This window comes from Myxosarcina sp. GI1(2024) (genome assembly GCF_053543375.1).
Genome location: NZ_JBKGTY010000001.1, coordinates 1,027,887 through 1,041,607 on the forward strand (window position 1 = coordinate 1,027,887; position 13,721 = coordinate 1,041,607).

Below are 13,721 nucleotides of genomic sequence, written 5' to 3' on the forward strand. Positions count from 1 at the left end.
TTTGGGGAAAATTTTAAGCAAATATTTACAATCGAGACATCGTTTGCAAACTGAACCGCAGGCGATCGGTAATAATACTTACTCAAATTTTTGTGAGTCTTTCTAGGCTGCTCTGGCGGCGATCGCGATTGTCTCTCTACAAAAAATATGTGGTTTTTCAAGGCAAGATTACTAGCGGTAATTATGGAGGAGAGTAGCTTACAAGCTAGGTCTTGCACCATAAAGCTCCCACTAATAAAGATAGATGGGGAAAAGAGCTAGCGGTAGAAATTGGAGAAAAGGCGTATCCATTGCCTTCGACAAACTTAATTATCAAAGTTTGGTCTGCGAAGCACTTGTAGTTAACAGACGCTCGGAAAGAGTAATGCAAAAATTAGGATTCTTATTTGAGGGAAATATTATCAAAGGCGATCGCCCTCATGTTTTATATAGATATAAACATCCCCAATTATCGGTACGTGCAAGGCAGTGCTTTGCCTCTGGATCGCCTTACGAGGGCTAATAGCCATTAGCCCCTACACCATTTCTCCCGTAATACTAAAGGCGCGAGACTCGGTAATTTTTATTTTGACAGTTTTGCCCCGTAATTCTTCGATCTTTCCAGGAAAGAAGGTGAGACGGTTGCCTCTAGTTCTGCCCATTACCTGTGAAGTATCTTTGGTATTTTGCGCTTCTACCAACACCTCTTCAACTCGATTTAAATAGCGATCCGATCGCACTGCGGCGGTAGTTGCCACTAAATGATTCAATCTTTGCAGGCGATCGCTCTTTACTTCTTCACTGAGCTGATTGTCCCATAGTGCTGCTGGGGTGCCGGGACGGGGCGAATAGGCCGCAGTGTTGAGTAAATCGAAACCAATATCTGCAACTAATTTTAGGGTATTCTCAAACTGCGCCTCGGTTTCTCCAGGAAAACCAACGATCGCATCGGCACTAATTGCCGCATCGGGCATATATTGCCGTATCTTGTCAATGATGCAGCGGTATTTTTCGTGAGTGTAACCCCTTTTCATTGCCTTGAGAATCTGGTTATCTCCCGACTGAAAGGGAATGTGAAAGTGTTCGCAAACTTTGGGCAATTCGCTACAGGCACGAATTAATCTTTCGGTAAAATAGCGGGGATGACTGGTAGCAAAACGTAGGCGTTCGATACCGGGAACATCGTGGACGTAGTAGAGTAAATCAGTCAGAGTGTGCTGGTGTCTTCCTTCTGGTGTGCTGCCTGGTAAATCTCTGCCGTAGGCATCGATATTTTGTCCGAGTAGGGTAATTTCCTTATATCCCTGTCTTCCCAATTCTGCTATTTCGGCTTTAATTGCTTCTGGAGTACGAGATTGTTCCGTTCCTCGAACATTTGGTACGACGCAGTAGCTACAGCGTTCGTTGCAGCCATAAATAATATTTACCCAAGCGGTAACACGACTGTCGCGACGGGGTTTGGTAATATCCTCGACAATGTGAATTGGTTCGGTAGCAACTACCTGACTACCATCGTATACTTGCTGCAAAAGATCTTGTAGGCGGTTGGCGTGTTGGGGTCCCATGACTAAATCTAGTTCGGGAACGCGCCGCAATAGTTTTTCTCCTTCTTGTTGCGCGACGCAGCCAGCTACAATTAGAGTTAGTTCGGGTTGCTGATGTTTGCGTTTGGCTTGTCTGCCTAAATAAGAGTAAACTTTTTGTTCTGCATTATCTCGAATCGTGCAAGTATTATAAAGAACTAAGTCGGCTTCATTGGGATCTTCTGAAGCAGCAAAACCCATCGTTTCCAAAATGCCAGCCATACGTTCGGAGTCGGCTTTATTCATTTGGCAACCAAAGGTAACGATATTATATTTTTTAGTGGTGTTATTCATCGAATATTATATTTAACGTCTGATGTGAATTAGGAAAAAGTGAGGAAAAGACAGAAGATGAAAGTTACCACACTTATCATCAAATATCCCTCCTCATGAATAGCATAGACTTTGAAACGCTGATAGTTACAATTTTTGTTCTCGTAGATGATTGGTATCAACAAGAAGGAAAAGCATTAAAGGGGAAGTCACCAGGGGCAAAAGCGGAGATGAGTGACAGTGAAATCATAAGTTTGGCAATCATGATGGATTATCTACCATTTCCAGGAGAAACTCAGTTTATCGGATTTATTCGAGCTAATTATGGAGAGTGGTTTCCTGATTTGTTAGACCAAAGCCAGTTCAACAGGAGATTACGAAAATTAGGGCAAATGCTAGAGAGCTTGAGAAGAAAATGGGTTAAGCAACTTGGAGGTACAGATGCCCTAAGTTTGGTAATTGATACTAAACCCATACCAGTTATGGGATATAGAAGAAGTAAGCGACATAGTGATTTCGAGGGCAGTGCTGACTATGGTTACTGTGCTGCTAGAAAAATGAAGTATTTCGGCTACAAATTAGTTATGCTCTCAACTATTGATGGGATACCAATTGCTTATGATTTGGTTGCTGCTAATACTGATGAGCGTCAAGCTGTAGAAGGAGTTTTGCCATTAGTTTACGGTTGTGATATCTACGGAGACAAGGGATTTATCGGACAAGACTGGCAACAACAGATAACCGCTCTTACTGGTAATCCCATTTGGACAATATTTCGTTGCAATCAATAAATCAATATCAACAAGCCTCTTCTAGTTTAAAGCGTCTCATTAGTCGAATCAGACAGCGAATTGAGGGAGTTTTTCACGAAATTCAAAACACTGGTCGGAATCCAGAACGTCTGTTGAACAAGACTGTAACTGGGTTTGCCACTCACATGACAGCTAAAATTACTTCACATACTTTGCGCCTTCTTCTCCGTCGTCAGTTTGGAATTGATGTTCAAACTTTCCAAGCTATTAACCCTTGCTAATATTTAATTCACATCAGACGTATTTAGTTATTTATATCTTTATTTTCCCAGATCTGAAGACGGGTCTATCATCTTATCTCTCTTCTGTCACTCTAAGATAGGTAAAGCACCTGTAATCTTTCTTTTGCCTTCAGAATCTTTGCTTGACGTAATCTTTCTGTTAAATCTTCAACATTTTCCTTCACTTGTACTAATCTATCCCTGATTGAACCGACGATCGCTCTATCTGTAATTGTCGCATCGATAAATCTTTTAGCTTCGACTGACAGATTAACATTTGAGGCTTGTGTCATCCGAAAACTCGTGAAGAATTTTTGGAAGGGTGCAGTTGTAGTTTGGGATAACAGCAGTATTCATAAAAGATAAGAAATTGAAAAAGCGATCGCCGAGGCTGGAGGTAGATTAATTAATCTACCTCCGCTCGCGATCGCTTCGGTCACGCCTTGAACTTTGTGTGCTGGTAAATTATCCATGACTTGACCATTGCCAGATTAACTTCTGTGACATCTAGAAACACTAAATTCTTGACCGGGACATCTTTAATCTCATTCCAAAAATGACCGCGTTGAAGCTGTTTCTCCTGAGTGTAAGCTTCCATTATTTGATAATTTTTGGCGTAAATCCAAGGCGTATAACTTCATCGATAGTACAATTTAGTTTAACTAGTTAGTACAAATGATTGTACTTATTCGATCTGCACACCGCTCTATGCTAAAACCTGGTTAATTAACCAAAACGACCGCTGACATATTCTTTGGTTGCTTCTTGTTGGGGATTTTGGAAAATTTCTTCAGTGGTAGCGAATTCTCCCAAATAACCCTGGCGATTACCGCCATCTACAGCCGTAACGTTAAAAAAGCCAGTATAGTCGGCTACCCGTGATGCCTGCTGCATATTGTGGGTAACGATGACGATGGTAAAGTTTTCTTTGAGTTGATGAATTAGTTCTTCAACTTTGAGCGTAGAAATGGGGTCTAATGCCGAGCAAGGTTCGTCCATCAATACCACGTCTGGCTGTAAAGCTACCGCTCTAGCGATACATAATCGTTGCTGTTGTCCGCCACTTAGAGCCAAGCCGCTTTGTTTGAGCTTGTCTTTAACTTCATCCCAAATTGCCGCCTGTCTTAGAGAACGCTCGACTAATTCGTCCATATCGCCTTTGTAACCGTTGATTCTGGCTCCAAAAGCAATGTTTTCGTAAATCGATTTGGGAAAAGGATTGGGACGTTGAAACACCATGCCAATTTTGCGTCTTACCTGTACCGGATCGATATCTTTAGCATAGAGATTTTGACCGTGATAGGTAATCAAACCTTCTAAATGAAAAATGGGAATGAGATCGTTGAGGCGATTGTAGCAGCGAATTAGAGTGCTTTTGCCACAACCAGAAGGTCCGATAAAAGCAGTTACTTTATTTTTGGGAATATCTAGATAAATACCTTTTAAAGCCAAAAAATCGCCATAATATACATTGACGTTTTCAGCTTTTAAAACCGTTTCTGTTTGCGTAGCAGTTGGACGTTCGTAAATCATAATTATCGCTCGCTTTAATAGTTTAATTTAAATACTTAATTTAGTACGTATAATTCACTCAGAATGCGCTCGCGTCACTAGTTTACCGTCTGAAAGCAGAGGTGAGAAAGTGAGAATAGCTCGAGGTTATTTTAGTCGATCTGTGCCAAAATACAAGATTCGCGATCGCGTTGACCAATTAAATTTTTTAGTCAATATTAATATTATTGGGCAGTGGTTATAAATAATTTAAAGTTCGTTCAAAACTTGTTAAACCAAATTTAACTTGTTGTTATACTTTTGACAGATTAAAAATTATTTTAAAGTATTTAGGTTTCTTTTTTACATAACTTCCGTGAAATGAAAATTTTCCAGTTGGCGATCGCCACTTTAAGCATTTATCTCGGAGGAATTTACGCTACCCCACCATCTTCCCTGCCCGATTCTAATTCTCCAGCACCTTCGGTAGAGAAAGTAGTCGCCCATTTAGAGGGAATTATGGACACCTCGGCTCAAGCGGCAGCGAATCCCAATCGAGCCAATGTTCGCATGACTACCTGTAGAGTAAAAACAACAAACGATACTAATTCTAATACAGTTTATCTGTATCAAGAACAGGCTTTAAATCAAAATTTGGCTAGTCCCTATAGACAGAGATTGTTGGAAATTACCCCGGCAGAAGAGCGCCACGAAGTCGTATCTCGTTCCTATAAACTAGATAATCCACAAAACTGGAACGGTTTATGCGATCGCCCTCTGGCGGAAAGAGTTATAGACAGCGAGCGCCTGGGCAAACCAGTGTGTAGCGTATTTCTCGAACCGCTAGTCAATGTTTACTTGGGTAGAACTCAACCCGGAGGATGCCCGACTAATTATCGAGGAGCGGTTACAATTACCAACAGCATTATTCTGCACGCTCGAGGAATGGATACCTGGGATCGGGGGTTTAACGCTAAAGGCGATCGAGTTTGGGGTGCAGATGAAACAGGCTATCAGTATCGTTGGTTGGTCAAAGGAAACTAATTTTATGATGGAACTCGAGAGCAACTTACCTCCTGCTAATGTCGAAGCAGAAGAAGAAATTTTAGGTGGTATTCTACTCGATCCAGAAGCAATAACTAGAGTTGCCGAACTCTTAGTCAAAGATGCTTTTTACGTACCGGCACATCGAGAAATCTATCAAGCTGCCCTGACGCTTCACAATCAAGGCAAACCTACAGACTTAATGTCAGTCAGCACCTTTTTGAGCGATCGCCACTTGTTAGATCGGGTAGGCGGTACGACCAAACTAGCAACCCTACTCAATCGTACCGTTTCGGCAGTTAATATCGACCGCTATACCAATCTGATTATGGATAAATACATCCGTCGTCAGTTGATCGCATCGGGTCACGAGATTGTCGATTTGGGCTACGATAATGCTACCGAACTAGAAATAATCCTCGACGAATCCGAACAAAAAATCTTTCGTCTGACTCAAGAACGTCCTCAACAGGGTTTGGTTCCCATTGCCGATACTTTGGTAACTACCTTCAATACCATTGAAGATTTACACCAGGAAACTGCTTTACCTGGTATTCCGTCGGGGTTCTACGATTTAGATGCGATGACTAGCGGTTTTAGTCGTTCCGATCTGATTATCGTCGCTGGAAGACCATCGATGGGTAAAACCGCCTTTGCTCTCTGTATTGCTTCTAGTATCGCCAAGAACCTTAAGTTACCCGTAGCGATTTTTAGTTTGGAGATGTCTCGGGAACAACTGACTCAAAGATTGTTATCTAGCGAAGCTAAAATCGCCAGTAACCGTTTGCGATCGGGGAGAATTGCTCAAAACGAATTCGAACCTCTAGTCAATGCTGTAGGTAGCCTTTCCGAATTGCCAATTTATATTGACGATACGGCAAATTTATCGGTGATGCAGATGCGATCGCAAGTACGTCGCTTACAGGCACAGCAACAACAACCATTGGGTTTAGTCTTGCTAGACTACTTGCAACTTATGGAAGGCGGAGGCAGCGACAACCGAGTTCAAGAACTCTCGAAGATGACTAGAAGTCTCAAAGGTTTAGCTAGAGAATTAAACGTACCTATTATTGCCCTATCTCAGTTAAGTCGAGGAGTCGAACAGAGAACTAACAAACGTCCGATGCTATCAGATTTGAGAGAAAGCGGTTCGATCGAACAAGATGCTGATTTAGTAATCATGCTCTACCGCGATGAATATTACAATCCCGATAGCCCCGAGCGCGGTATTGCCGAAGCTAGTATCGTCAAACATCGTAATGGTCCTGTCGGTACGGTTAAGTTAATCTTTAATGCTGAGTTGACCAAGTTTGAAAGTATGGCTCGACCTACTGGTTATCAATAACTGTAGTTAATTTACCGCTGCTTAACTACAGCATTATTTTCTATTAACTCAAGACTGAGAGATTGTTAGATGGTCTTGACGAGAATTATTCGATCGATATCCAAATGTACGGGCTAGTCATTCAGACGGAGAGAAGATCGCCGTCCGAATTCCCCTGCGCAATTTGCTTGTCGCGATCGCTCTAGTTTCTGACGACCGAATTAACTGAGAATTATTCAAGAAAAATGGCATCTGTTTTTATTAACGAACTTCATTACGATAATGATCGTACTGATACGGGTGAAGCGATTGAAATTGCAGGACCTGCGGGAACTGATTTAACAGGCTGGAGTGCGGTTCTCTACAACGGAACTGAGAGTCAGCGTTCGCCTTATGACACGATTAATCTCAGCGGTATTATTCCCAATCAAGATGACGATTTTGGTACTCTCTCTTTTGAGCGAGCGGGTATTCAAAATGGTTCTCCAGACGGACTCGCCCTAGTTGATAATAACAATACAGTTATTCAATTTCTTAGTTACGAAGGAATCTTCACTGCGGCAAGTGGTGTAGCTTCTGGTATGGACAGCACTGAGATTGGTGTTGAAGAAGGAAGCAGCAATCCTGTGGGTTTTTCGCTTCAGCTTGCAGGCACGGGTACCCAATCTGAAGATTTTGTCTGGAGTGAGCCTGCTGACGATAATTTCGGCGCGGTTAATACAGGACAAAACTTTACTATAGACGATGGCGGTGGCAACAACGGCGGTGGAGAAGTCGAAATTACGCCCATACCTCAAATTCAAGGAGCGGCACAAACTTCTCCTTTTGAAGATCGCTCCGTTACTACTAAAGGGATTGTCACCGCAGTAGATACTAATGGATTTTATCTTCAAGATCCTACCGGAGATGGGGATCTTGCCACTTCTGATGCTCTATTTGTCTTCACTGGCTCTAATCCTAGCGTAAGCGTAGGCGAGGAACTCCAGGTAAGCGGGACGGTAAGTGAATTTATTCCTGGCGGTGCTGACACTGGCAATCTTTCTACTACTCAAATTTCTGGCAGTCCCACAATTATTACTCTAGCTACTGGTAACGCACTGCCAGACTCGGTCATTTTGGGGGTCGATCGCACTCCACCAACGCAAATCATCGACGACGATGGCAACAGTCTCTACAAAGTTTTAGAAGACGAAGGCACTTACGCACCTAACGAAGATGGCATCGACTTTTATGAAAGTCTAGAAGGAATGCGGGTAACGATTAATCAGCCGTTAGCAGTATCTGGTACGATGCGTTTTGGAGAAATTTTTACTGTCGTTAATAACGGCGCAAATGCTACCAACATCAGCGATCGCGGCACGATTAACATCGAACCCAATGACTTCAATCCCGAACGAGTACAAATTGATGATGACTCGTTTACCCCAAACGTCATTCCCAACGTCGATACTGGTGCAGAACTCAACAATGTAACTGGTGTAGTCAGTTACAGCTTTGGTAACTTTGAGGTGCTGGCAACTGAAGCGGTTACCTTTGCTGACCAATCGTCTCTAACGCCGGAAGTTAGCAATATTTCCCCCGCCGAAGATCGACTCACCGTTGCCAGCTACAATGTTCTCAATCTCGATCCTAACGACAGCGACGGAGACACTGACATTGCCGACGGACGCTTTGAGGCAATCGCCAATGACATCGTCAACAATCTCAACCTGCCCGATATTGTGGGACTGTAGGAGATTCAGGATAACGACGGTGCTATAGCTCCCGATGAAAGTGACGTAACTGCGGCGGATGACACTCTCTCGTTGTTGGTCGATCGCATCGAAGAAATTAGCGGTATTAGCTACGAATTCATCGACAACCCCTTTATCGGGGATGATACCAGCGGCGGTGAGCCTGGCGGTAATATCCGCACTACGTTTCTTTACAACCCCAACCGTGTCAGCCTCTCTGACGAGCCGCTACCCGACCAGCCCTTTGAGGGTTCGGTACAAACGGTAGTCGATTCTCAAGACCAGCAAACAAATCCCGATAATCCCTTCTTCGATACTCGTTTGCCCCTAGTAGGTTTCTTCTCTTTCAAAGGTCAAGAGGAGGTAGTAGTAAACAACCATTTTTCCTCCAAGGGTGGCAGCGCACCTCTGTTTGGCGCACTTCAACCTGCCGTCGATTTTCAAGAAGACCCTACTATTAATGGTGATGTGGACGATCGCCGCCAACAGGCTCAGGCAGTAAAAGCTTACATCGAGGATCTTTCTCAAGAGAATGTGGCAGCCATCGGCGACTTCAACGAGTTCGAGTTTATCTCGCCGTTAGATATTCTCGAAGAGACTCTGACTAATCTGACTGAGACTCTGCCTGCCGATGAACGCTACAGCTTCATCTTTGATGGTAACTCTCAGGGGTTAGATCACATTCTAGTCAGCGATCGCCTCAGCGACAATTCTCTGTTCGATACCGTCCATATTAATGCCGAGTTTGCTGCAACTGACACTCGCGCCAGCGACCACGAGCCACTACTGGCTAGTTTAGTCATAGCAGAACCAGAACCCGTAGTACTTGAGGGCGGTAACGGTAAAGATAGTCTCTCTGGAGGCTTAGGCAACGATCTACTGTCTGGAGGTAACGGGCAAGATACCCTAGTTGGTCTCGCAGGAGATGACTCGCTTGAGGGTGGCAATAGTAAAGATCTGCTTGATGGGGGTGCTGGTGACGATCTTCTCAACGGTGGCAACGGTAAAGATACTTTTGTGATTGCTTCGGGAAATGGTAGCGATACGATTGAAGACTTTAGTAACGATTTAATCGGCTTAGCAGGCGGGCTGAGTTATGACGACCTGACTTTTTCAGGAAACACGATTCGCTTTGGGCAAGAGGTGTTAGCAACCTTAACCGGAGTCGATACAGCTAGCTTGAGTGGGTCAGACTTTATAGCTATTTAAATTGAGCCGCTCCTTGGCGATCACGGCAATGGTGGTTAAGACTATCTGAGGTAAGGACAGTTTAATCCTTGCAGTGGCACTTGGGAAATGCAATCCTAACAGCAATTTTCTAGAACTAGCTAGTAAGGAAGACTAATAGTAAAGGTAGTACCTTTACCTACTTGGCTTTCGACGTTGACCTTACCCTGATGTAGCTCCACACACTGTTTGACGATGGTCAGTCCCAATCCCGTCCCCTGAATTTCATCGGAATTACTGGCGCGGTAAAAAGGATCGAAGAGATTAGCGAGATCTTTATCGGGAATACCCATACCGCGATCGCTAACTGTAAACAGAATCTCAGAAGCGTGACAGCATACCTTAAACTCAACAATACTATTTGAGGGAGAATATTTACAGGCATTTGAGAGCAGGTTAGCCAAAATATGCCCCAGTAGTTTGCGATCTAAATTAAACTGCTGGGATTCTCCTTGATAGACAAAATTAATTTGGGGTTCTCCACCGAAACCAGACTGTATTTCTTCAATCAAACTTCGACAAAAAGTTGGTAATTCTAAAGGTGCGGGATTGAAATTAAGTTTGCCCAGCTCTTGACGGCTGACGATCAGCACGTCATCTAAAAGTTCGTTCATCTTGGTAACATTACGCTCTAGTTGTTCTAATACCTGGGCTTTTTTTTCTGGAGTCAGTCTATCGCCATAGGTCTTTAAAATTTGTGCCATTCCTGAAATACTGTTCAAGGGATTGCGAAATTCGTGAGAAACAACCGAAACAAAATGAGATTTTAACCGATTGAGTTCTTTTTCTCGATCCAAAGCGCGATCGACTCGCTCTTTTGCTTCTTGAAGCTGTAACGAATAGGAACGCGATCGCAGCAGCACTCTCAACCTAGTATGTAATTCTAGTTTGGCGATGGGAATATGAATCACATCATCGATTAAAGTTTCGAGATGATCTGTAGAGATGCCGATATGTTTTAAATTGGTCAGAAAAACGAATGGTAAAAATAGGGGATTCTCTGCTTCTCGTTTGGCAAGCATTTGCGTTCTTAGTTTGCGGATTGCCGAAAAGTCAACAAAACATAGATCGAAGGGCTCAGCCAGTAATTTTTCTCCTTGAGAAACCAAATCTTCATTATCTTCAGGTAACCAGACTTGGTATTGTTCCCTAAGCCACTGAGATAATAAATGACGGTTTTTCTGCTGGTCGATTAATAATAGAATTCGGTTCATACCAATTCCACCGGATTACAAATTAGTGTAGCGTTAACGATCTCGCTCGTTCCGATTCTTCTCGATCCAGTCGGGTACGCCGCTTAAAATTCCTCTCAACTGAACCAGAGGTTCTCCTACCTTAATACCATATTTAGTAATGGTAAATTCTCTTAAGGTACGCTCGAAATCCGATACTCTTTTTTTCAGTACGCCGATCGCTTTACGAAGTTGACCTTTTAATTCTAAATAGCGCAGAAAAATTATATTATCTGCTAAATAAGAAAGTCCCTCTTCGGTAACCCTAAACTCATTTCCAGTAATCACATGAGTTTCATTGACCAGAATAACCGTCACACCCATGTTTTTGAGATATTGACATAAGGCGTGTAGCCGACGAATTAGATTTTCTCCCTGCATTGACAGCCGATAACCGGAGGTGCTATCGATCATAACGATCTTGGCGTTGCTTTGCTCTACTTCGTAGCGCACCAAGTGGATAAAGCGATCGGGAGTATACTGTAGTGGTTCGACCGAAACTATCGAGAGAGTACCCCGTTCGATCATAGCGTGCACGGGAATATTAACCCCTTGACAACGATGTAAAATCGTTTCGGTACCCTCTTCAAAAACGTAGAGCACGGAACGCTCTCCTCTACCGGCAGCTTCTTTCATAAACTGAATTCCCAAGGTAGATTTACCTACCCCACTCGCTCCACTGATAATAGTCACCGTACCCCGTTCGATACCGCCACAGAGTAATTCGTCGATTTCGGGAATACCAGACGAAATCGTCTCAGATCTAAAATTGTGTTGATGAGTTTCAGGAATTATACGGGAAAATACTTTCATCCCGCGATCGCTCAATTGTAAATCGTGGTATCCTTCGGAAAAGTTCGAACCTCGAAATTTAATTACCCGAATTTTACGATTTTCTGGAGTCGTATCTAGCTGAATTACTCCATCGCTCATGAATTGCAAGTCCTCATCAGAATGGCACTCGTTACTTTCAGCACTAAACAGCAAAGTTATCTGGCGATCGAGGGCAAAACGCATGAAGGATAGTATTTGCTGGCGAAATTGAAACTCATCTTTAGACAGGTAGCGAAATTGAGTTATGACATCTAAAAAGATGCGTTGGGGTTGTATTTGTTCTATTTGAGCGATAATACTCTGAATAATCGGTTCTTTTTCCACTTCGGCTGGGGAGAAAATATCGTAAGTTCGATCCTCCGTAAACAAATCCGCTGTAGGGCTGAGATCGAGAACCTCAACTCGGTCTAAATCTTTGCCAATTAACCTGGCATTACGTCTCAACCGCGCTTCTGGCTCGCCAAAGCTGATGAATACTGCTTTTTCTCCTTGAGAGCTTCCAGCATCGAGAAAATGAAATCCCAAAGTGGTCTTACCAGTACCGGGTTTACCATAAACCAAATAAGTTTGACTCGAAATTAGACCTCCAGCTAAAATTTCGTCCAAACCAGAGATTCCTGTAGAAATGCGAGTCAAGATCATTTTAAATATCGATAAAAACTCGGTTTATACGGACGAAAATAATAACTTTGGTGCGAGCTATTCATGGCATTGCTCGATTGCTTGAAGTATAAAATTTATCCAATCGACAAAGGAGAAGACAGGGAGTAATTTATCTACATTAAGATTGAGAACGACTGAGTTGTAATAATAACTTTTATTTTATTGTATGTAGGTATTTATTAACATCTCGACTTAAAACTTTAGAACTGACTGGTAGGTGTAGGATGAGGAGTTAGTTATCTGGGTATAAAGAATCGGCGCGATTACATGACCGAGCCGATAGTTAATGTTGAGATTGAGAGGGATAAGGCACTCAGAGAGCTAATTCAATTGTGAGGTTTATAAATAAGCATTTTTCCATACCTCAACCAGCGAAGCAGCAATGGGTTCAATCACATCATTATCAGTCCAGTATCCATTATGAGAACCAGGATTCCAACTACTTAATATATTACCGACATTTACTTCTCGGTCTTCTGTAACGGCTTTTTCGTACTTATCATTCATTTTTTTGAGGGGATATCCGAGAACATCATCTCTATCGTAGAAGTTAATCCACTCACTTTTTAAATTTGAATAATGTAGATTTAGTTTAGGTGACGGAATCGTAACTGGTGTGCCAAAGTTCTGATAACGTAGACCCCACAGAGCGATTTGGCTGCCAAAGGTATATAACAGTGTAAGTGTTTCTCCTGTTTCCAAAGGAGTGTCACCAATTTCTATTTGTGTGTTACCATTTTGCAAATCCCAGATGTAGTTACTTGCTATAACTGACCCTAAACTATGACCCACAACACATAGTGGAGCTTTCTCACCAGCTTCTCGAGCCAAAAGCTTTAGGGTGAGGGCGAACTCTTGATGCACGCTATCATAGATATCTCTATCGGACGGAGTTACTTGATAGCCGATGCTATCTGCTAGGGAATGAAAGACAAATTCGCGTAGTTTTAGAGGGTTACTCAGTCGGTCGATTTCCAATCTTTTTTCTAACTCATCTTGCAAGTTTTGCAGAACTGGTGCCCAATAAACTACTTCAATCTTCAATTTTGAATCTACATCTCCTATTTCTTCTCCCAACAGCTTGGCAAATCTCCCCTTGAGTTTCTGAGCCATACCACCAGCAAAAGTCTGAGGGTTACTTTTATCTGCAAATTCTGGGCTTGCCGTACCGATACCGTGAATAATAGCTACTGCAACTGCTTGAGACATTATGGTTCTCCTAGAAGTGTACTGACCAAAATAAATACGTACCATTACCGCTCGTTATGCACTTGCACTCATTGCTAACTAAATTTGGCGTGTGAC

Annotated in this window: 11 protein-coding genes and 1 pseudogene; 6 read left to right on the forward strand and 6 right to left on the reverse strand. The window is 42.8% G+C overall.

Features of this window, described 5'->3' with window-relative positions; translation table 11 throughout:
• Positions 1-244: 244 nt before the first annotated feature.
• Complete coding sequence (locus ACLFKQ_RS04900) at positions 245-502, forward strand: GNAT family N-acetyltransferase (RefSeq protein ID WP_448998745.1); 258 nt, start codon at positions 245-247, stop codon at positions 500-502.
• A gap of 13 nt (positions 503-515) precedes the next feature.
• On the opposite strand, the gene miaB is transcribed toward ACLFKQ_RS04900, so the two are convergent.
• Entirely contained in the window at positions 516-1,856 is a 1,341-nt protein-coding gene (gene miaB / locus ACLFKQ_RS04905) for a tRNA (N6-isopentenyl adenosine(37)-C2)-methylthiotransferase MiaB (protein ID WP_448998746.1), read from the reverse strand.
• 95 nt (positions 1,857-1,951) lie between these two features.
• Between miaB and ACLFKQ_RS04910 the strand changes: the two are divergent.
• A pseudogene (locus tag ACLFKQ_RS04910) lies at positions 1,952-2,868 on the forward strand (IS982 family transposase).
• A gap of 92 nt (positions 2,869-2,960) precedes the next feature.
• Here the strand turns inward: ACLFKQ_RS04910 and ACLFKQ_RS04915 are convergent.
• Together ACLFKQ_RS04915 and pstB are read right to left on the reverse strand one after the other, a co-directional pair.
• On the reverse strand, positions 2,961-3,161 hold the full coding sequence (locus ACLFKQ_RS04915) for a hypothetical protein (protein WP_448998747.1): 201 nt from the start codon (positions 3,159-3,161) through the stop codon (positions 2,961-2,963).
• Between the two features lie 433 nt (positions 3,162-3,594).
• A complete protein-coding gene (pstB, locus tag ACLFKQ_RS04920) occupies positions 3,595-4,401 on the reverse strand; it encodes a phosphate ABC transporter ATP-binding protein PstB (RefSeq protein ID WP_448998748.1) in 807 nt (268 codons plus the stop codon).
• A 339-nt stretch (positions 4,402-4,740) separates the two neighbouring features.
• Between pstB and ACLFKQ_RS04925 the strand changes: the two genes are divergently transcribed.
• From ACLFKQ_RS04925 to ACLFKQ_RS04940, 4 genes are all read left to right on the forward strand, one after another.
• Positions 4,741-5,403 (forward strand): chromophore lyase CpcT/CpeT, encoded by a 663-nt coding sequence (locus tag ACLFKQ_RS04925; RefSeq protein WP_448998749.1) that lies wholly within the window; start codon positions 4,741-4,743, stop codon positions 5,401-5,403.
• A 4-nt stretch (positions 5,404-5,407) separates the two neighbouring features.
• Positions 5,408-6,748, forward strand: coding sequence for a replicative DNA helicase (dnaB, locus tag ACLFKQ_RS04930; protein ID WP_448998750.1), 1,341 nt, complete (start codon positions 5,408-5,410; stop codon positions 6,746-6,748).
• 224 nt (positions 6,749-6,972) lie between these two features.
• Positions 6,973-8,460, forward strand: a complete 1,488-nt coding sequence (locus ACLFKQ_RS04935; protein ID WP_448998751.1) for a hypothetical protein — start codon at positions 6,973-6,975, stop codon at positions 8,458-8,460.
• Between the two features lie 75 nt (positions 8,461-8,535).
• Positions 8,536-9,669: a hypothetical protein gene (locus ACLFKQ_RS04940; RefSeq protein WP_448998752.1), complete on the forward strand. Its 1,134-nt coding sequence runs from the start codon at positions 8,536-8,538 to the stop codon at positions 9,667-9,669.
• A 119-nt stretch (positions 9,670-9,788) separates the two neighbouring features.
• Here ACLFKQ_RS04940 and ACLFKQ_RS04945 read toward each other — a convergent pair whose 3' ends face one another.
• The 3 genes from ACLFKQ_RS04945 to ACLFKQ_RS04955 form a co-directional block, all read right to left on the reverse strand.
• Positions 9,789-10,901, reverse strand: coding sequence for an ATP-binding protein (locus tag ACLFKQ_RS04945; RefSeq protein WP_448998753.1), 1,113 nt, complete (start codon positions 10,899-10,901; stop codon positions 9,789-9,791).
• Positions 10,902-10,934: 33 nt separating this feature from the next.
• Positions 10,935-12,395 (reverse strand): ATPase domain-containing protein, encoded by a 1,461-nt coding sequence (locus ACLFKQ_RS04950; protein ID WP_448998754.1) that lies wholly within the window; start codon positions 12,393-12,395, stop codon positions 10,935-10,937.
• 360 nt (positions 12,396-12,755) lie between these two features.
• Positions 12,756-13,625 carry a hypothetical protein gene (locus tag ACLFKQ_RS04955; protein WP_448998755.1) on the reverse strand — a complete coding sequence of 290 codons (870 nt, stop codon included), beginning with the start codon at positions 13,623-13,625 and terminating at the stop codon, positions 12,756-12,758.
• Positions 13,626-13,721 lie beyond the last annotated feature (96 nt).